Here is a 19,446-nt window from a genome sequence, read left to right as displayed (position 1 = left end):
TGGACGCCGCGGCAGGACCCGCCTACCGCGCGTCGATCGATCGTACTCATGTGCTATTGGCGGTTTCGTCGTACCCGCCTGGCATCATCTATGCGTGTTGGGGAGGTCGACGGGATGTCACATGCGAAGTCATCGCGGGCGGTGCACGACGACCACAGTGGGGACGTTTCCTGGCGGCCGGTTGCCCGAGGCGGGTCGAATGCCAGGCCCACTGTAGTCGCAGGGCTCGGCGAAGGGAGGTGCAGCGTCCGGTGAGCGATATCGTCGGTGAGCTGGCGCGGGTGGCCGGTGCGTTCGACCAGCCGACCCTGACCCTGCTCTACCGGAGCCACGCGCGGGTGGTCATCGCGATGCTTCGCGGCGCGTTCAGCCGGGACAACCGCAGCATCCCGGCCGCGCGGCTGCACGCCCAGGTCGACAACTATCTCGATCGCCTGCGAGTCGCTGGTGTGACAGATGTGCCGGCGGGTTCAGGCCGGGAATTGTGTCTGCGGTGGATGCGGGGGCAGTGGCTGGTCCGCAGCGTCGACGACGACGGCACCGAGGTCTACACCCTGACCAGTCACGCTCAGGACGCGCTCAACCTGGTGACGAGCCTGACCCGCGAGCGAGCGACCCTGAGCGAGCATCGAATCGCGACAATCGTCAACGCGGTCCGACGGTTCAATACGGAAGCGAACCCGGATCGCGGCGCCCGAGTCGACATCCTCAACAGCGAGATCGCGCGGCTGACCCGGGAACGGGACCGCCTCTTTGAAGGCGGCGAGCTGCCGCAAGTGTCCGCCGACTACATGCTGGAAGGGTTCGGGGAGCTGCTGCAGCTGGTCGCGGCGCTGCCAAGTGACTTCGCCCGGGTGGAGGAGGCGTTCATGGCGTTACGGGCGCAGATCTTGGGCTCGTTCCGGGCAGAGGACCGACACGCCGGCGACGTGATCGACGACTATCTGCGGCGGATCGACTCGCTGATGACCGCGACCGCAGAGGGTCGGGCGTTCGAAGGAGCGTTCACCTTGTTGCGCGACGACGAGCTGCTGCTGCAGCTACGGGAGGATCTGTCGGCGCTGCTGAACCATCCGACGGCGACCGAGATCCTCAACGACGCCGACCGTCGTGACCTGCGCGGCACGGTGGGTCTGATCCGACGCGGTATCGACGCCGTCCTGGCGCAGCGCAACCGGGTCACCGCGACCCTGCGTGAGTACATCCAAACCCACAACACCGTTCGGGACCGAGAATTGGACAGCACGCTGCGGCGCCTCGACGCGGAACTGGCCCGGTGGATGACGACCGCCGGCCCGCGTAGCGCGGTACCGGTGCCGATGCTGCCGGCCCGCATCGAGGTGCACCACCTGCGCGAGCGCTTCCACAACCCCGAGGAGGACGCCGGGCCGCCAGCGCTGCGGGACATGGCCGAGCAACAACCCGACGGGCTATCCCTGGCAGACCTGCTGGCGCAGGGCGGCCCGTCCCTGGAGCAGCTGCGCACCACGGTGGAGGAGGCCCTGACATCGCCGCAGCCGCTGGTGTCACTGGGGCGGCTGTTCGACACGTTGGATCCGTCGCTGCGCCGACCGGTCGAGGTCTTTGGCCTGCTACATCTGGTCACCAACATGGACGGGCTTTCCCGCGACGACGAACACCGCGAGGTTTACCACGCAGTGCGCCTGGACGGGTCGCGCCGAGACCTGGCCGTTCCGATGATCACATCCATGGCGCGTCGTGCGAACACGACGAACGCCCCCACCGGATCGGAGCCTCCATGAGCATCGACGGTGTCGGCCCTTCCCACGGTCCGGCCGCCGGCTGGGATGATCCCGAACGTGAGCTGACCAGCAGTGTCGCGCTGTTCGAAGGCGACGACGGGACCCTGGAGCTGCCGCAGCGACGGGTCCTGGTGGCGCTGCTCAAACAGCGATTCATCACCGCGCGCAGCCACCCCACCGAGTGGCGGACCCTCACCACCAATCCACGACCTGTCCGGTCCCGGCTCAACGACCTGTTCCTCGACCTGCATCTCGACCCGGTGCGTGAGGTCGCCTACAAGCGGCAAGTGGTCCCCGAGGGCGGCGGCAGGTTCCCGACCCTGCTGCACGACACCGCGTGGACCCGCGAGGAGACGATCCTCATGGTGTACCTGCGAACCCGCAGCCGCTCGGAAGAGGTCGCCGGCACCGCCCGCACCTATGTCGACCGCCAGGACATGCTGGAACACGTCGCTGGGGTCCGCCCGGCGCATGCCACCGACCACGCCGGCGACGGTCGGCGCGCGGTGAAGGCCATCGAAAGTCTCAACCGGGCCGGGCTGCTGATCGGGGCGAGCACCGCCGACCGGTTTGAGGTCAGCCCGGCCATTGACGTAGTCCTGCCGCTGGAGCGGCTGCAGGAACTGCTGCGGTGGATCACCGCCCAGCAGCACTCCGCCGCCGGCGCACCCGCCCCGACCGACAACGACCCCGACCTCGGCAGCAGTGCCGGGACCGCTTCCGGCTTCAGCGGTGAGGAAACGCAGTGACCATCGACAGCCCGGACCAGCCCGCGCTCGTGCCCATGCCGCTGGTTTCGCCGCCAACGAGTCAACCGCCCGCGCCCCTGTTCTACCTACCGGGTGCCACGGACGGCACGCTGCAGTGCAAGGCCGAGTCTTTCCAACTCGTGAACTGGGGCGGGTTCGAGGGCCGAGCCAGGTTCGACTTCCATCCTGGCGCGACGCTGATCTCGGGGGCATCGGGCACCGGCAAGAGCACCCTGCTCGACGCGTACATCGCGTTGATGATGCCGTCGGATACCCCGTTCAACGGTGCGTCCAACGACGCGGTCGCCGGACGTGCACGCAGCGCCGAGCAGCGCAACCTGTTGTCCTACCTGCGGGGACAGACCGACACGACCACCGACGACCACGGCCGGGAACGGCCAAAGGTGCTGCGCGGCGACCAGCGCTCCACCTGGGGCGCGGTGGCAATGACGTTCATCGACGACCGCGGCCGGCGGTTCACCGCGATGCGGGTCTACTACGTTCCCGCGCGAGCGACCCAGGTCGGCGACATCACCATGCGCATGGCCACGTACGAAGGACACCTGGACCTGGTCGATCTCGCCGGGCACGCCGACGGGCTATTCGCGCCGAAAGCTCTCAAGGAGGCGTTCCCCGGGCTGGAGACCCACAACAGTTACACCGCGTTCGCCGCCCGGCTGCACACCAGGCTGGGCATCGGCGCGAACGGTGACGGGGAAAAGGCGCTACGGCTGTTGGTGCGGATCCAGTCCGGACACCAAATCCGCACCGTCGACGAGCTGTACAAGGAGATGGTGCTGGAACGGCCCGCGACGTATGAGGCAGCCGACCGGGCGATCGGCCACTTCGACGACCTCGAAGCCGCCTACCTCGCCATGCAGACCGAACAGCAGAAAGCCGAACTGCTCGGCCCCATCACCGGCAAACACGCCGAACTCACCTCGGCACAGGCCACCATGGCAGAGATCGAGAGCTTCGGCCTCGCCGCCACCGGCGACAGCCCCATCTCGCGGTGGCGGCTGGGCCGGGAGGCGGCGATGCTCGACGCCGCGATCGCCAACTGCCGGCAACAACAGCAGCACAATGCCACCGATCTGAGCCAAGCCGTCAGCACGGTGACATCGCTGGAGCAGGAGCTGGCCACGACCGAGGCTGCCCATCGCGACGCCGGCGGCGGTGAACTGCAACGCCTCGCCGAACAGGTCACCCAGCAACGCCAACGCCGCGACGAGCGGCTGGACCGCCGTGGCGGACTCGCCGCGCGCACTACCGCGCTGGCCGCACCGCTGGACGACCGGGACACCTTCGAACGGCTGCAGGCGACCGCCGCAGTGTTCCTCGCCGAACATCCTACCGCCGCAACAACGCTGCTGGAGCGCCACGACGGCCTCCGCGACCGCGAGTTTCCGCTGTTCGAACGCCGCAAACACCTGACCGCTGAACGTACCTCCCTCGCCGGGCGCACCGGCCGCGTGCCGAAGTTTCTTGACGACCTACGACACCAGGTGGCTGCCGCCGCCGGCATCGAGGTCGAGGAACTGCCCTTCCTCGCGGAGTTGATCGACGTCGCCGCGGACCAGCAACGGTGGCGTACGGCGGTGGAGACCGTCCTTGGTGCCAGCGCACGCCTGCTTCTGATACCTCACGACCGGTTCGAGGCGTTCTCCGCTGCCATCGACCCGCTGCGGTTGCGGGGCCGGCTGACGTTCGAAGGCGTTCCGCTTGGCCCGGACCGTCCCGGCGAACCCGACCAAGACAAGATCATCGGCAAGCTGCTGTTCAAGGACTCCTTGTTCACTGGCTGGGTCCGCCGCCACGTCGGCGACCCCGCCCGCAACGCCTTGTGCGTGGAAACACCGGACCAACTGACCGGGCCGGGGTTGCGGGTCACGCTCGCCGGCCAGACTCGCATCGGCACCCGCGGTACCCATGGCCGTACCGAGCAGGCGAGCATCATCGGGTTCAGCAACGAAGAAGCCCTCGCCGAGATCGACCGCGAACTCGCCACCATCACCACCGCGCTCGATGCGATCGCCACCGAACGCACCACGCTCGACGGCGAACGGGCCGCCCTGGACACCCAGCGCAGTGCCTACGAGGCAATTGCCGCGGCCACCTGGGACGACATCGACGTCGCCAGCGTCGAGGCGAGAATCGGACAACTAGAGCGCGCCCGCGAGGCGATCCTCAATGCCGACGACCAACTCCAGCACCTGCAGGGCCGCATCGACGAGCTCGCCGACCAACTCGACCAGGCCCGGGCTGATCGCTTCCGGTTCGCCGAACGCGCCACAGCGCTGCAAAGCCGCATGTCAACCATGACCGAGCAGCAGAAGATGGTCGCCGCCGACCTGGACCGCAACAGCCAGGAAGAACGGGTCGCGCTCACCGACCAGCAGGCGACCGCACTCGACCAGCACTTCACCGACGCGGTCGCGCCCGGCGATCCCGAAGACCTGGATCAGTTCCCGGCCAACCTTGCCCGGTTGCGACAACGGCTGTCCACCGTCGCCGAATCGGCCCGCACCCAGGCCCGTAACGCCGAAGCTGAACTCGAACGGATTTTCAGCGCCTACCAGCTGAAGTTCGAGGACCCCAACCTCGGCCGCACCGCGGCGTCCTACCCCGACTACGCGACGATCCTCGACACCATCCTCACCACCGGCCTGCACGAACGCCGCGACGCGTGGCGGCAACGGCTGATGAAATGGAGCGGCGAAGATCTCGTCCCGCTCGCCGGCGCCATGGAGTCGTCCATCGACGAGATCGAGGAACGCCTCGACCCGATCAACGCCATCCTGCGCGATCTTCCATTCGGTGCCAACCGCGACCGGCTGCGGATCAAACTGCGGCGCCTCGCTCCCGAGGCCGTCGTCCAGTTCCGTCGCCAACTTCGAGCACTGTCCTCCGGTGCTACCCGCGAACTGCCCGAACAGCAGATGCAGCAACGGTTCCACGAACTGCAACAGTTCATGCGCCGCATCCGCCGCCGCAACGACCCACGCGCGGTCGCCGACCTCAGCGACCGCGACCGCCTCCTCGACGTACGCCGGCACGTCGAGATCACCGCAGAACGTTACGACAGCGCTGGACAACTCCTCAGCACCCACTCCTCCCTCGGCGGCAAAAGCGGCGGCGAAAGCCAGGAACTGGTCGCGTTCATCGTCGGCGCCGCACTACGGTTCCGCCTCGGCGACGAACTCAGAACCCGACCCCGGTTCGCACCCGTCTTCCTCGACGAAGGCTTCGTCAAGTCCGACGCCGAATTCGCTGGCCGCGCCGTGCAGGCATGGAAGGGACTTGGATTCCAGCTGATCGTCGGTGCGCCACTGGACAAGGTGACCGCGCTCGAACCACACATGGACCATCTCCTGGCGATCACCAAGAACACCATCACCCACTACTCCTTCGTCACCGGCATCAGCGATGCCAGAACGGCGCAGGACGACCGACCACCCGCCATCCCCGGTGCCCGCAACCCGATCAACGGCACCGCGGCACAGCACACCGCGCCGGAGAGCCACCCAGCGCGATGAAAACCGTCGACCAGGTTCTTACCGACATCGAACGCCGGCTCAGCACCACCTGGGCGGTCAGCGTCACCACTCCCTCCACCATGGCCGACCAGCAGCCGTCACAGGCTCCGCAACCGGACCCGCCGACTGCACCCTGGCCACACGCGTTCCCACTTGGCCAACGCGCGACCGCCGACCTCGCGAAAGACTTCGCCGCCGCAGCGGCATGGGCCGCCACCTGGCGAACCTGGAGCGAAGCCAACGACACGACACTGCGAACGCGCACCCGCCTCGTGCACGGCACCGACCAGCAGATCCCGACACACCTCCTCATCGCCGATGTCGATCACGCCGCCCGGCTTTGCGGCCCCACCTGGACACGGCGGCTGGAACAAGGCCGCCGTCGTGCAGCCGTCCTCACCGACCGATTCCCGCACCTCACCGACTCCGGTCTCCTCCCCGCGACCGTCGCCGCGGTGGACAACCTCAACGACGTCGACTTCGACCTGCTCTGCCGCGCCGGTGCCTGGTTCGCCACACACGACGCCACCGGCCTCACCCCGCGACAGGTACCGATCGAAGGCATGCACGCCAAATGGCTCAACCACCGTCACGCACTGGTGCGTCGACTGTCGGCCAGAGACGACTTGGGTCTGCTGCCGCCCCATCCGCCACGGGTTCACTTCACCTACCTCGACCCCAACCACCGCGCTGCAGGAGGCCGCCGGCACGACTCGGCGACTATCGGTGACCGGACGGATCCGGCGTACCAACCCCAGATCGTGATGATCTCCGAGAACAAAGACACGGCGATCCACTTCCCCGAATTGCACGGCGGCATCAGCATCGAGGGCGTCGGCCGCGGCGGATCCACCATCGCAGCCCTGCCATGGCTGGCCGCCGCCGACCACATCATCTACTGGGGCGACATGGACGCCGACGGGCTGGAGATCCTCGACGAGTTCCGCGCCGTAGGCGTTCCCGCTGTCTCACTCTTCATGGACCTAACCGCCTACACCGAGTGGGAACGCTACGGCACCAATGTCGACTCGCGCGGACGGCCCTTACAAGCCCGACCGCCACGACCAGTCCCACATTTGACCTCAGCCGAGGCCGAGCTCTACCGGTGCCTTGTCGCCGAAGAATGGACCCGCCACCGACGAGTGGAGCAGGAACGGATCCCACTCGAGGTAGCCGTAGCCGCCGTCCGCCGGATCGTCAACCCTTCGGCGCAACGCTGATGTTGCCGCCACATGGTCCCGACGTGTCGCCGCTGAAGCCGACAGTTGGTCCGCTGCTGCCAGTGAAGGTCCCCGCCGCGCCGCGCCACGCGGCTCGGTGGTGACACCTTGTGGTTCCACCGGCTGCTGGCCATGGCACACACGGCCCAACTCGCCGACAAACACTTGGGCGGCCCAGACTGGGAGCAGATCACCTGCTACTGGTTCAGCCGGTCGCGGTCCCGATCGGCGGGGTCGCGGACTGCCGCGGTGAACGCGGCAACCGCTGCGGCACCCATCCCGTCGGACTCGTCATCGTAGTCGCCGCCGCCGTCCTCGTCGCAGTCGGGAGGGGCAGCCGAGGCGTCGATTGCTTCTTCCCGGTAGACCAGCAGGCAGGCTCGTACCCCGCTGAGCAGGTGCTCAAGCAGGTCATGTGCCGGGCGTTGCGGATCCAGCGGGGTCAGCCGCTCCAGCAGCGCCGACAGCGTCTGTTCGCGGTGGCCGACGTCGATGCGGCGGATCTGTTCGCGGGCGGCGTCGACCCGCTGCAGCAGCCCGGTCGGGTCGGGAACGCGGCCGTGGCGGATCGCGTCGGCCTCGGCGAGGAGCCCGAGGACGACCTCCCGCGGCGTGCCCGAGCCGTCGACGACCACGTCGACGGTGTAGGAGGGCACCTCCAGCGAAACCGCCTCGATGCCGTCGGCGACGCTGAACACCGCGGCCGGGCTCGATGTCGGCGACCTCGGCGGTGGCCTGCGCTGCGGCGACCAGCCAGTGGGTGGCGGCCACGCAGGCCGCGGCCGGGTCGACGGTGCTGTGGAGCTCGTCGCAGCCCAGCGGGTGGTCGTACAGGAGCCGGTCCGCGGCGGCCACCTGCACCGGTGACGGGTCGAGGCGGTCCAGCGCGACGGCCTGGACCGCGCGGCCGGACAGGTCCCCGAGGGCGGCCCGGGCGACCGCGTCAATCTCGGCCTGCACGTCGGTGACCACCGCCGCAGTCGCCTCGGCGTCGGCGATCGTATGCAGAGCGCGGCCGGCGGTGTGCGCGTACTCCAACAGGGGGTCGTAGGAGACCATCAGCAGCCCGTGCCGGTCCGGCAGGTGCGGCGTGGTGATCGCAGTGACGACCCCGGAGAAGCCGTCGCCGCGTTCGCGTTCGAGGAGGGCACGCTCATCGGCGTCGTCCTCGTCGTGCGGGGCGGGCCGTTGGTAGGTGTCCCACAGCTCAGCGGAGAGCCGGGTCAACGCCTCACACAATCTCGCCGCCTGCTCCGGCTCCTCCGCGCCGAGCCGGCACACCACCGTGGCGTGATGACCTACTCCAGCTGCCCAGACCGCGAGCAACGATCCCGCCTGCGGGTCGAGCGCGTACGTCGTCACCACACCTCCACGTAAGCCGAAGCACTTCGCCAGAGGGCCCGCCCGACGCGACATCCATCGTCGCATCCGGCACCCCTGGCGACGGTAAGGCTCGGTGCTTCGCGTTCAGGAAAGCGGGGGCTGCGGTGCGGCGGTGTGCCCGGGATCCGTACGACAGCGCCAGTGACCAGGAAGGTACTGGTCGCCGCCGGCGACGGGGATCCGGTCGATCACCGCGTCGTGTCCGCACGCCGGGCATATGAGCGGCTCGAGGGCGTCAAGGTCGGCGTCGGTGTATAGCCGGTTGCTGTCCAGGCCCGTCAGCCGCTAGGTCAGCGGGTCGATGCGGACCGCGTCACCTATCTGGGTTACCCCGTCCGTATTGAAAGTGACCATCGCTCGGTTCTGTCCCGTCAAACGACGCCGCAGCCGGACGGTGATGCCCGCCGAAGTCCGAGATCGCGGTCTTGTGTGCTGGCGAGAATGTGGCCTGCCAGCGTTCCTGCCGGGCTCTGTGTGAGGCCACCGCCGGCGAGTTCATCCGCGAGGAGGTTCTGTCGTACTGGTAGGAGATGATGGGTCTCGGCGGCTCTGCCGTGGGCGAGCACGGGATGGGTGGGAAGGGGTGGCCTGAGCTGGTGACAGCGACCGGCGGCGGGTTCGCCAGCCCGTACTCCACGGGCGGGGGTGGGACCACTCTGGAGCACGCGTACGGTGCGGTGCTGCTCGCTGCGCTGTTGTCCCGGCGTCCCGTTCTTGGGCTGGGCGATGAGTTCACCGTCCGCGAGGTCCGGTTCCAGCAGGCGGCCACGAGCCAGGTCGACGATCTCGTCGTTGTCGGTGACTGCCCACCGGTCTCCCGCACCTTGTACATCGGGGTGCGGCGCGCGCCGACCATCGCCGGCGGCAACGCCTCGTTCGTCGCGCTGCTGGTCGACTACCTGCGGATGGTCCTTACCCGCCAGGCTAAACTCGACATTGACCGGGAACGGCTGGGCCTGGCTGTCGCAGCACCGCACACCGGCGCGAACGAGGTGGCGCAGCTGGCAGCGTTGGCCCGCAAGCAGCCCGACGATCCGGCGTTCCGCCGGGCGGTCGTCGCGCCCCGGGCGACGAACGGCAAGGTCCGGGCCCGGCTGCAGCATCTCGACGACGCGGTCAAGGCGGCAGCCGCCCAGGGTGGCATCACCCTCGTCGACACCTCCGCGCAGGAAGCGTTGACCTGGCGGCTGCTCAAAGCGCTGCGGATCATCGAACTGCGGCTGGAAGGCGACGACCAGGCCGACCGCACCAATGTGGTCGGCGTGCTGGTGTCGTTGGCCGGGGACGCGGGTCGGGCCACCGCACTGTGGCGCCGGCTTCGGGAGCTGGCCGCCGAGTACGCGCAGCACGCCGCGATCGTCACCTACGCCATGCTGGTGCGCGACGTCGAGCCGGTGCTGCACATCGCCGCCTCCTCGCCAGTGTCCGCTCCGGCCGCGGCGGGCGTCACCGACAACCAGATGTACGAGCGGCTCCGGCAGTTGCCGGCGGTGTGCGGCCCTCGGCTACTTGCGGCGTGGCGCGACGACCAGGCGCTGGTATGGCGGCTGATCAGCGCCGTCACCACGATTGACGACCGACCCGCAGGCGTGCTACTGCAGTGGCAAGCCCACCGGCCGGGTTGGCTCGGCACCGCGTCGTGGCAGGTCCAGCTCGCCGCCGCTGAGCTGGCCGCGGCCTACGGGGCCGGCATCCTGGCAGCGGACCTGTTCGCCACCGCGGCAGCCGACGGTGCGCCTAGGCGCGACTTCTGGCTGGCCCGCGCCGCCATGATCTACGACGAGAACGGCAACGACGACAGACGGGATACAGCGCTCGCGGCGCTGACGGTCACGGCGGCCGACGATGAACCGTACACCGCCGCGGTGGTGGCGTTGCTCGGCGGTGACCGGGACACCGCGACCCGTATCGCCCACGCCTGGTCCCCGGACGAACCCAGCGATCGCAGCCTTCGGGCCGTCCTTCGCCTGCGGCTCACGGCTCCGGCAGACCCGAACGCGGACCTCGACCGAGAGATCCTCGACCGTGGGCTGCGAGTGCTGGCCGAGGCGCTGCGCGAGCAGTGGGCGGCAGGTCTGGCTGTCGCCCGCGCCCGACTGCTGATCACCCGGGCGCGGCGCGGAGAGTCACCGAACTGGGACGCCGACCTGCGCGAAGCCCGCACGCTCGCGATCCGTGCCCGTGACGAGCGGCGCACCTACCGCGCCGACAGTGCCGAGGCAGTCGCGGTAGCCTGCCACGCCAGCATGCTGCTGATGGACCTGCGCCGGGTCCTGGAACTGGGTGCCCCCAGCGGTGAAGCGACCGTCGAGGAGGCTACCGCGCCAGAGGTCTGCCTCTGTGTCGCACTCGCCGCGATCCAGTGCGGTCAGCTCGACCTGGCTCGCCAACGTGCTGCTCTGGTGTCCGACGGGCGTGCTCGGGCGCGCATCGACGCCTACCTGGCCGAGGCCACAGGTGGCGACCCGCAGCCGCACTGGTGGCGTGCGGCCGAGCTGGCCGGTGACGACGACGAGCAGCTCGCCCAGGCGCTCCTTGGTCTCGCACAGATCGGTGTCGACGGGCTGGCCCGGTACCCCGATTTCGCGCACCGCCACCCGGGCGAGGCCGCTGAGCTGCACGCCATCACCGAGCTGGGGGCCGGCCGGGCCGGAGCCGCGATCGTACGGCTGCGTGAGCGGCGGCGCTCCTCGGTCGCTGCAGCACTCAGCCTCGCCCAGGCGTACCAGACCGTCGGACAGATCGACGACCAAGTTCAGACACTGCGCGACGCCGCCGACCACTTCGGCGACCGGTCACTGCGTCACAACGCCGCCGAAGTCCTTGCCCGCGCCGGCCGCGCCGCCGAAGCCGTCCGAGAGCTCGACGACCTGCTCGCCACGGCGGAGCCGGACTGGAGCGGCCGGGCCGATGCCCTGCGGCTGGCGGCACACCTCGCCGACGCCGGCGGTCGGCTCGACCGGGTCAGTCACCTGCTGCGCACCGTGCTGCAGATCCGGCCTGAGGACACCACCTCCCGCTGGGCGCTCATCCGGACCTTGCTCAACCGCGGCGACGTCAACGAAGCCTGGCGGGTGCTGCACGAAGCGCCCGAGCCGCTCGACCCGTCCAACACCGCTGACGCCCGCGCCTGGATCCACCTGCACCGCAGACGGGGTCAACCGGTGGAAACCGTCGCCGGGTGCCTACGCCTGCTGCGCCGGTTCAACGACGACGAACAGTTCGTCGCGATGGCCCTGATGAACCTGATGCTGCCCTGGCCCGAACCCCTGGAGCTGCCCGAACAACTACGGATGCAACTCGCCGCAGAGTCCGAACAGTTCTTCCAGCGGTGGCCGGACAGCAGCCACCTGCGACGTCTGCGAGCCGACGACCTCGACCAGCTCCGAGCCGACATGATCACCATGATGCGGCGCAGCGACGATGAACGAGAAGCGTGGCGGCGCATCGCGCACGGCCTGGCCCGCGGCCACCTTCCGCTTGGACTGCTCGCCGCGATAGCCCGACGCAGTTACACGGAGATTTGCCTGCGTCGCGGCGACGGTGTGCTTGCCGCACACGTTCCTGAACAAGGCGAGTTCGACGCATGCCGGGAGGCCGGGACAGCGGCCGAGGACCGCGACATCATCATCGACACGCCGGCGGTCGCGGTCCTGCTCACGCTGCCGGACAACATGCGCCACGCCGCGATGAGCCGCTTCGCCCGCGTCGTCACCACCGACGACGTGATGCTCGACGCCCTCGCCGCCAAAGACACGCTCGCGTTCCGGACCACCGGGTCCATGCGCTACGACGACCAGCACGGCCACCTGTCGTTCGACGAGACCACCGAAGCCGAGGCGGACCGACTCGCCGACGAGGCGGACCGCCTCCATGCCGCAGTCGAGGCCCTCACCCGCCGCAGCGCCCCTGCCGAGCGGACCTTCGACAGGTCCAAGGATAAGGTCTGGACCTCGGCTCTCGATCTCGCCCGTGCCGAGGGTGCCGTGCTCTGGAGCGATGACCCGGTCGTTCGGATCCTCGCCCGTGGCACCGGCGTCCGCGCCACCTCCACCCTGGCTGTCATGCACCGGCTTCACGCCGTCGGTGCCATTACCGACGACCAGCACGAAGACTGCATCAGACGGCTGATCAAGGCCCGCGTCGGTAATCTGCCGCTCAACGAGCGCCGCCTCCTCGAACTCGCCGAAGACGACAACTGGCGTCCCGCCGCGGTCGCCGCCGCGCTTGCCCGACCAGCCGTCTGGGCCGATCCGCACCGTGCCCTGGCGTTCTACCGGCGCCTGACCGCGCAGGCGCGCGCGCACGCGCCGACCACCCTGCCGGACTGGCTGTACGCGGCTGTCCGCGGTGCCACGATCCTCCTGGCCAGACCCGACGCCGCCGCCGGCGTCGCCGCATGTCTCCTGGCCACCGCCATCGAAACCGCCGCCGCGCACGGCGAACAGGTCGCCCACCTGGTAGCCGCGACCCGACAGGCCCTGACCGACACCGACGACCCCGACCAACCGCCTGCCGCCGACCCGCTACCGATCGCCGCCATTCTCCTCCGCGACGCCTACGCCAAGGCGTCATCCCACGAACTCGCCGCCCGCTTCATCCTCGCCGCCTTCGCCGAACTTGCCGACAACGACAAGGCCACCATCCTTCGGATCGTCCTCGAGTAGTCACATGAACCACGCTCGCTGACAGCCTCGCTCAACCCGTACTTCCGACCACCAATTCAGGACTGCTGCCAGCAGTCAGGCTGCGGGCGGCGACTGCGCCAGGGGAGCCGCGCTAGCTACTCAGGCCGCTTCGGTCATCGCACAGTTCGAATCGGATCCCACCGACGAGAGCGCAGGGGCACGGTCCGTGTCGACGCCGATCGAATCGTCGTACCCCGCCGATAGGCTCTCCGACGATGGAAATCGGTGGAGCCCGCCAGGCACCCTCAACCCCCGCTGCTCCACGTTCGGTGCGGGGTGCTCGCTTCGCGCGCGGGACACTGCTGCGGGACGCTTATCCGCACCTGCTGCCGTTGTTGGACCAGGACAGGAATCCGGGCGTGGATCTGGCGACGTTGACGGCAGGGAGCGGAAGCAAGTTGTGGTGGACGTGCGCGGAGGGCAACGACCACCAGTGGCACGCGGTCGTGTCGAACATGACTCGGCCGAACAGCCGCTGCCCGTTCTGCAGCGGACGCCGGGTATCCACGACCAATTCTCTGGCCACCTGTTACCCCCACGTCGCCGCCGAATGGCACCCGACCGCCAATGGCCCCCGCCGGCCGGACCAGGTCGTCTTCGGTAGCAACGAGCGCGCCTGGTGGCAGTGCTCCGTCGACCCGCGTCACCAGTGGGAAACAATGATCTGGTCCCGCACCACCGACGCGAACCGCTGCCCCTACTGCACGAACAAGCGGGCCTCGCCGACGAACAACCTCGCCATCTTGTACCCGGAGGTCGCCGCGCAATGGCATCCGGTCCTCAACGGCCAGCTGACACCGGCGACCGTGCCCGCCCGCAGCGGTACCAAGGTGTGGTGGACGTGCCCGGCCGGTCCAGACCATGAATGGTCGACGCGCGTCGTCGGCCGGACGACCGGCGGCCTGGGCTGCCCGTTCTGCGCGAACCAGAAGGCGTCGGTCACGAACTCGCTCGCCATGCGCTTCCCCGCCGTAGCCGCACAGTTGGATTCCGAACTGAACGAGGGTGTCACCGCCGATCAGGTGATTGCTGGAAGCAACAAACGGCGCTGGTGGCGGTGTCCAGCAGGTCCCGACCACGTGTGGGAGACGATGCCGCGGGACCGGACGTTCGGGGGGACTGCCTGTCCGGCGTGCTCAGGCAACCAGGTGTCGGTCACCAACTCCCTCGCCACCCTGTTCCCGGCCGCCGCCGCCGAGTGGCATCCGACCCTGAACGGGGACCGGCGCGCCGACGATGTGACCGCCTTCAGCAACAAGCCCGCCTGGTGGCGATGCCAGCAAGATCCCGACCATGAATGGGAAGTGTCGCCGAAGAACCGCAACAGCGGCAGCACCGGCTGCCCGTTCTGCGCCAACAAACGGGTCTCTCCGACGAACAACCTCGCGGTATTGCATCCCGAGCTGGCGGCCCAGTTCGATCCGGCGCTCAACGGCGGAGTCACCGCCGACCAGATCGTCGCCGGCAGCGGTCGACCCGCGAACTGGCGCTGCCCAGCCGGGCCGGATCATGTATGGACGTTGCCGGTCGCTGCCCGGACGACCTTGGACGCTGGTTGCCCGGCCTGCCACAGCAGGCAACTGTCTGTCACCAACTCGTTGTCCACGCGGTTCCCAGACGTGGCCGCCCATTGGCACCCGATCCGCAACGGTGACCGCACCCCGGACCACGTCATCGGTACAAGCAGCACGGTCCGCGCGTGGTGGATCTGTGATCATGGCCCAGATCACGAATGGGAGACCCAAGTTCATCAGCGGACCGTCGTCGGCACCGGATGCCCATGTTGCGCAGGGTCGCAGCTGTCGGTGACGAACTCGCTCGCCGCCCGGTTTCCGGCCCTCGCCAAACAGTGGCACCGCTCCCGGAACGGCGACCTGACCCCGGATCGCATCCTCGCGGGGAGCAGAAGTTCCGCCTGGTGGCAGTGTCCGAAAGGGCCTGATCACGAATGGGCGGCCACGCTCGACAAGCGAACCGGCCGGGAGGCGACCGGTTGCCCGGCCTGCGCAGGCATCCAACTGTCCGTGACGAACTCGCTGGCCACTCGGTTCCCTGCCGTTGCCGTGCAGCTCGACCCGCTGCTCAACGACGGTCGTACCCCAGACCGGGTCCTGGCCGGAAGCCAGGACAAACTCTGGTGGCGGTGCCCGGCCGGGCCCGACCATGTATGGCTGGCGGTCGTGTCCAGCAGGACTAGCGGCGGGAGCGGCTGCCCCTGCTGCGCCGGCATGCGGCTGTCAGTCACGAACTCCTTGGCCACACGGTTTCCGGAGATCGCTGCCGAACTTGACCCTGACCTCAACGACGGCGTGACGGCCGACCAGGTCACCGCCGGCACCCACACGCTGCTCGTGTGGCGCTGCCACAAGGTCCCCGACCACACGTGGACCACGAAGGTCTCCGCCCGCACCGCCGGAGAAACCAACTGCCCGACCTGCTCAGTCACCGGCTACAGCCCGGCGAGACCGGGATACCTCTACCTGCTCCGCCGCACCTTCGACGGCTGCGAGCAGCGCAAGATCGGCATCACCAATGTCCCCAAGGACCGGTTCGCGAAACTCCGCCGGTTCGGGTGGCAGCCGATCGAAGTTTCGCAGGCATTGGATGGGGTCGTCGCACGCGAACAGGAGCAGGCGTTCCTCAAGGTTCTGGTCGCCCGCGGCCTGCGCAACGGCCGCAAGCGAATGCACTCGACCCGCGAGGATGGCTACACCGAGACCTGGGACTACGCGAATCTACCCGTAGACTCTCTCGCGGGAGCCACGGCATTGTGGGCGGCGGTCGGCGATGCGGCGATATAGGCGGTTGGCTATGGCGTGGCATGGTAGGGCGTCGGCCGCCCGTTCCAAAGGCCACGGGGCGGCCCGTCTCACAGCGCACGTATAACCTCTAGTCATTATGTAACGACGCCAAGGCCCTGGCTTGCTACGAAGCAAATCCGGCAGTAAGCCTCAACACGAGCCGAGGCGGAGTCGAAGCAGAGTCGATCTCGATTTCGAGGTCCATTCCGGTTTCGAGGATTGAGTGTACGTCGGCTTGTTCCTGTGGTGTGACGTGACCATGGAGGACGCCGTCGGCATACACGCCGGTGGAAGCCGGTGCGGGTTCGCCATCGACAGCATGCAGAGCTAACGCCTGCGAGGGGTCGGGCGGGTCCTCGGTGGTCCAGTGGACGACAACGGCGACGCTGCCAGTCTCAAGGAGGGAGCGCAGGAGACTCCGACCCCGATCCCGGGTGAGATCGAGAAGGTCCAGAATCTCCGGGTTCGTCGCGGCGAATCTAGATCGCCATTCGGTCAGCGACATGCCGTTGAGCCACTTCTGAAGCTCGCTGATCTCAGACGGTAGGCCGGGAGGCAACTGGGCCACGATCCGGTTGGCGAGACCACGGGAACGCACACCGGATGTCATCATTATGAGCGCGTGTGGAGCGGCGACGCCGTAACGCACATAGGTGCCGAGATCTGTGCACAGTCGGACAACTTCGTCCGCATCTGAAAGTCGAGTGTTGACCATTTCGGTTAGTGCGCCGAGCGTCCAAGCGAGGTAATGCTCAAAGTGCATCGAGACGCTGTCAACGAGCCTTTCGATGCGCCATGCCGGCTGCGATGCGGCGGCAAGATGAGTATTCGCCATCTCGGTCAGTGTTTTGCCGCTGATCCAGTCGGTGAGTAGGTTTTCCGCGGAGACCGGGATGAGGGCGCCGTTCAAACTGGTGCGGAATTGCCACGGTGTCTCATTTTCGGGTAGGGAAAGAAGCCTGTCGATGATTCCGAGTTGGGCCAGGAGATAGATAGCGGCTTGTGGCGTTGCAAGGTCGGGTGCATCGCTGGCGGTGATGCGAGCGTACACTTCGTTGGCCATGACATAGAGTTGCCGTGCGGTACCGATGGACGTACCTGCGCGGGCCCAGCTCCGGCGTTGGGCAGGGTCCGTTCGCTGGTAAGCCTGACGGACTGACTCGGCGACGGCTTCTAGCTGCGCGCGTTGGGGTGCGGTGAGCTGGTGTGCAGCGAGCGTGCTGTCGATGAGGCGATGCAGATCGGTATCCTCAGGAGGCGTTCCTGTCGCCTCGCCGGCGGCGAGGACGAACCAGATGAAGCCAATGAAGCCGGCGGCGATGCCTACGGCCTCCGAGAAGAGGGCGTCCTGGTTGTCCCGCTGGGCTGCCTCGAGCGCAGCGAATACTTCGAGGGCGTTGTCTGTTGCCAAGGTCGATGTGATCGTCAGCTGGTCCTGCGACGGGTTCAGGTCGTCGAAAGTCACCTCGCTGGCCGCCGCGCGGACGAGAATGATCCATCCCTCGGTCTCCTTGCCTGCTCGACCGGCTCGGCCCATGGCATTGACCAGGCGGGCACCTTGGAGGCGTAGGTCTTCTGGCATCCCCTCATAGGTCTCGTCGTAGATGACGACCGTGCGAACGGGTAGGTTAACGCCATCCGTCAACGTGGATGTGCAGGTGAGGAACCGAAGCAGGTCCAGACGGACAGCTTCCTCAATGGCTTCGAGCACCTCGATGGGCAGCCCGGCGTGGTGGAACCCGACGCCGTGTCGAAGCACGTCGACGAGAGGGTGATCGTCGCCGAGTTGGCCTCGCACGAACTCGACGATCGGCGCCGTCGCCGGATTCTCGTCCAGCTGGCCAGCGAGGGCCTGCGCCAGCCGCTGGGCTGACGTTCTCGTGGGCGCCACGACCAGGACCGACCCGGCATGGCCGAGCATCGCGATCATCGCTGAGGCGATCTCGTAGTTCTTGGTGGACTTCGTGCTGTCCTTCTTAAGCCCCTTTGCGTCCAATGTGCCGGTCGGCGCCTTCAGGACGAGCGCTCCGATCGGCTGCGTTGTCTCCAGGGCGACCACTGGACGGCCATCGGAGAGGCGAAGCCGAACGCTGCCGTGAAGGGGGATACCGAGCCGGTAGGGAAACTCCTGCTTCCTGGCCTGTTTGGTCGAGGTTGCCCCGGTCCATCGGGGGGTTGTTCCGTACAACGCATGGAGGCGCCGCGGGCCACGCCACTGCGATTCGAATAGTTGCGCGTCGCCGCTGGGATCGAGCCATTGGGCGACCTGGCCGGCGTTTCCCATCGCAGCAGAGATGAGAACGATGCGGTGATCGGAGCCCTGCGTGCGGAAATGCAGATAGGAGATGACGGACTCAAGGGTGAACCCGCGACCGCGCTCCTTGATCAGTTGCGCTTCGTCGAAGATGAACAGGCCAAATCGAGCCAGGACGGCGTCGGCATCGTGCCGCAGGAGGTTCGCGAGTCGTTCCGGCGTCATGACATCGACGTCCGGAGGGCGCTCATCGAACACCGGTGCGCTGAAGAGGCGGAGGAAGTCGAACGGATCCGATCCGGACATTGCAGGATGGTCCGGTTGCTCGGTGCCGACCTCCTTCTGCAGGATCCGGAGTCGGCTGGCCATCGCTCGCCGCACTTCGCGACCAAGCGTCCGGGTCGGTGAGACATAGCAGACGCTGGTTGACGCGGCTGCGAGGTGCGCGACCGACAGGAGTTGGGCGACGAGAGTCTTGCCCCCGCTGGTCGGGACGGATAGTGCGAGCCGGCGAACCTCGGCGGCAAATGGCGATGGTGTCCTCGTCAGCAACTCACGCTGGGGTTCCCACAGCGTGAGCACCGGTGGGCTGGCCATCGTAAACGAGTGCCGGACGGCGTCCGGCAGATCAGGTGGCAGGAGCAAGGGATTCCATACCGAGCCTGCGATCGCCTCGCCCGAGAGGGTCAGGAGGTGCGCTGCTACCCAACGTGCGTCGGGTTCACCCGGTCCGGATTCACCGAGGGCTGCCGCGAGTAGGAGCGCTTCTGCTCGGCTCCGCCGGGCGGCTGAGCCTCTTGCGAGGTAGTGGAGGAGATCGTCGGCCCCGCGAACCACGGCATGGGTTGTGCCGTACGCAGTCGTCGTCAGAGTATCGAGCTGGACCAGTTCGGCGAGGGACCCCAATTGCCTTCGCCATGCCCCAAACCACGAGAACAGGGTTCTTGTCTCGAAGCTGAGGAACGCGAGGCCCGCTTCAACGGCGAGCATATCGATGTGGCCCAGAACGGGTGGCTCGACCGTGACGTCGTTTCGCAGGTTGTTGAACACTG

General features: G+C 67.9%; 9 protein-coding genes. 7 read left to right on the top strand and 2 right to left on the bottom strand.

The window, feature by feature from the left end; translation table 11 throughout:
* The first annotated feature begins 251 nt into the window (after nt 1-251).
* Genes Van01_RS18875 through Van01_RS18860 form a run of 4 tightly spaced genes read left to right on the top strand, consistent with a single transcriptional unit; the run spans nt 252 to nt 7,268 of the window.
* A complete protein-coding gene (locus Van01_RS18875) occupies nt 252-1,763 on the top strand; it encodes a DUF3375 domain-containing protein (RefSeq protein ID WP_204008975.1) in 1,512 nt (503 codons plus the stop codon).
* Nucleotides 1,760-2,512 carry a DUF4194 domain-containing protein gene (locus Van01_RS18870; protein ID WP_204008973.1) on the top strand — a complete coding sequence of 251 codons (753 nt, stop codon included), beginning with the start codon at nt 1,760-1,762 and terminating at the stop codon, nt 2,510-2,512. Before Van01_RS18875 ends, Van01_RS18870 begins: the two co-directional genes overlap by 4 nt.
* A complete protein-coding gene (locus Van01_RS18865; protein WP_204008971.1) occupies nt 2,509-6,048 on the top strand; it encodes an ATP-binding protein in 3,540 nt (1,179 codons plus the stop codon). Before Van01_RS18870 ends, Van01_RS18865 begins: the two co-directional genes overlap by 4 nt.
* Entirely contained in the window at nt 6,045-7,268 is a 1,224-nt protein-coding gene (locus Van01_RS18860; RefSeq protein ID WP_204008969.1) for a DUF3322 and DUF2220 domain-containing protein, read from the top strand. The genes Van01_RS18865 and Van01_RS18860 overlap by 4 nt, the downstream gene beginning before the upstream one ends.
* A gap of 197 nt (nt 7,269-7,465) precedes the next feature.
* Here the strand turns inward: Van01_RS18860 and Van01_RS18855 are convergent, their stop codons facing one another.
* Nucleotides 7,466-7,966 (bottom strand): hypothetical protein, encoded by a 501-nt coding sequence (locus Van01_RS18855; protein WP_204008967.1) that lies wholly within the window; start codon nt 7,964-7,966, stop codon nt 7,466-7,468.
* A 1,281-nt stretch (nt 7,967-9,247) separates the two neighbouring features.
* On the opposite strand from Van01_RS18855, the gene Van01_RS18850 reads away from it, so the two are divergent.
* A complete protein-coding gene (locus Van01_RS18850) occupies nt 9,248-13,318 on the top strand; it encodes a PIN domain-containing protein (protein WP_204008964.1) in 4,071 nt (1,356 codons plus the stop codon).
* A gap of 236 nt (nt 13,319-13,554) precedes the next feature.
* On the top strand, nt 13,555-16,140 hold the full coding sequence (locus tag Van01_RS18845) for a zinc-ribbon domain-containing protein (protein ID WP_204008962.1): 2,586 nt from the start codon (nt 13,555-13,557) through the stop codon (nt 16,138-16,140).
* A gap of 124 nt (nt 16,141-16,264) precedes the next feature.
* On the opposite strand, the gene Van01_RS18840 is transcribed toward Van01_RS18845, so the two are convergent.
* Nucleotides 16,265-18,976: a DEAD/DEAH box helicase gene (locus tag Van01_RS18840; protein WP_239099160.1), complete on the bottom strand. Its 2,712-nt coding sequence runs from the start codon at nt 18,974-18,976 to the stop codon at nt 16,265-16,267.
* Between the two features lie 225 nt (nt 18,977-19,201).
* Here Van01_RS18840 and Van01_RS33120 point away from each other — a divergent pair.
* On the top strand, nt 19,202-19,446 hold a 245-nt coding region (locus Van01_RS33120; RefSeq protein WP_239099159.1), incomplete at its 3' end, for a hypothetical protein.

The sequence above is a fragment of the Micromonospora andamanensis genome, assembly GCF_016863495.1.
GTDB classification, from domain to species: domain Bacteria; phylum Actinomycetota; class Actinomycetes; order Mycobacteriales; family Micromonosporaceae; genus Micromonospora; species Micromonospora andamanensis.
This window is presented reverse-complemented; position numbering and strand designations above follow the sequence as displayed.

What these genes read in the sequence shown, in the direction of transcription:
- Van01_RS18860 (WP_204008969.1), top strand. Translation starts at nt 6,045, where the DNA reads ATGAAAACCGTCGACCAGGTTCTTACCGACATCGAACGCCGGCTCAGC.
- Van01_RS18845 (WP_204008962.1), top strand. Translation starts at nt 13,555, where the DNA reads ATGGAAATCGGTGGAGCCCGCCAGGCACCCTCAACCCCCGCTGCTCCA.
- Van01_RS18870 (WP_204008973.1), top strand. Translation starts at nt 1,760, where the DNA reads ATGAGCATCGACGGTGTCGGCCCTTCCCACGGTCCGGCCGCCGGCTGG.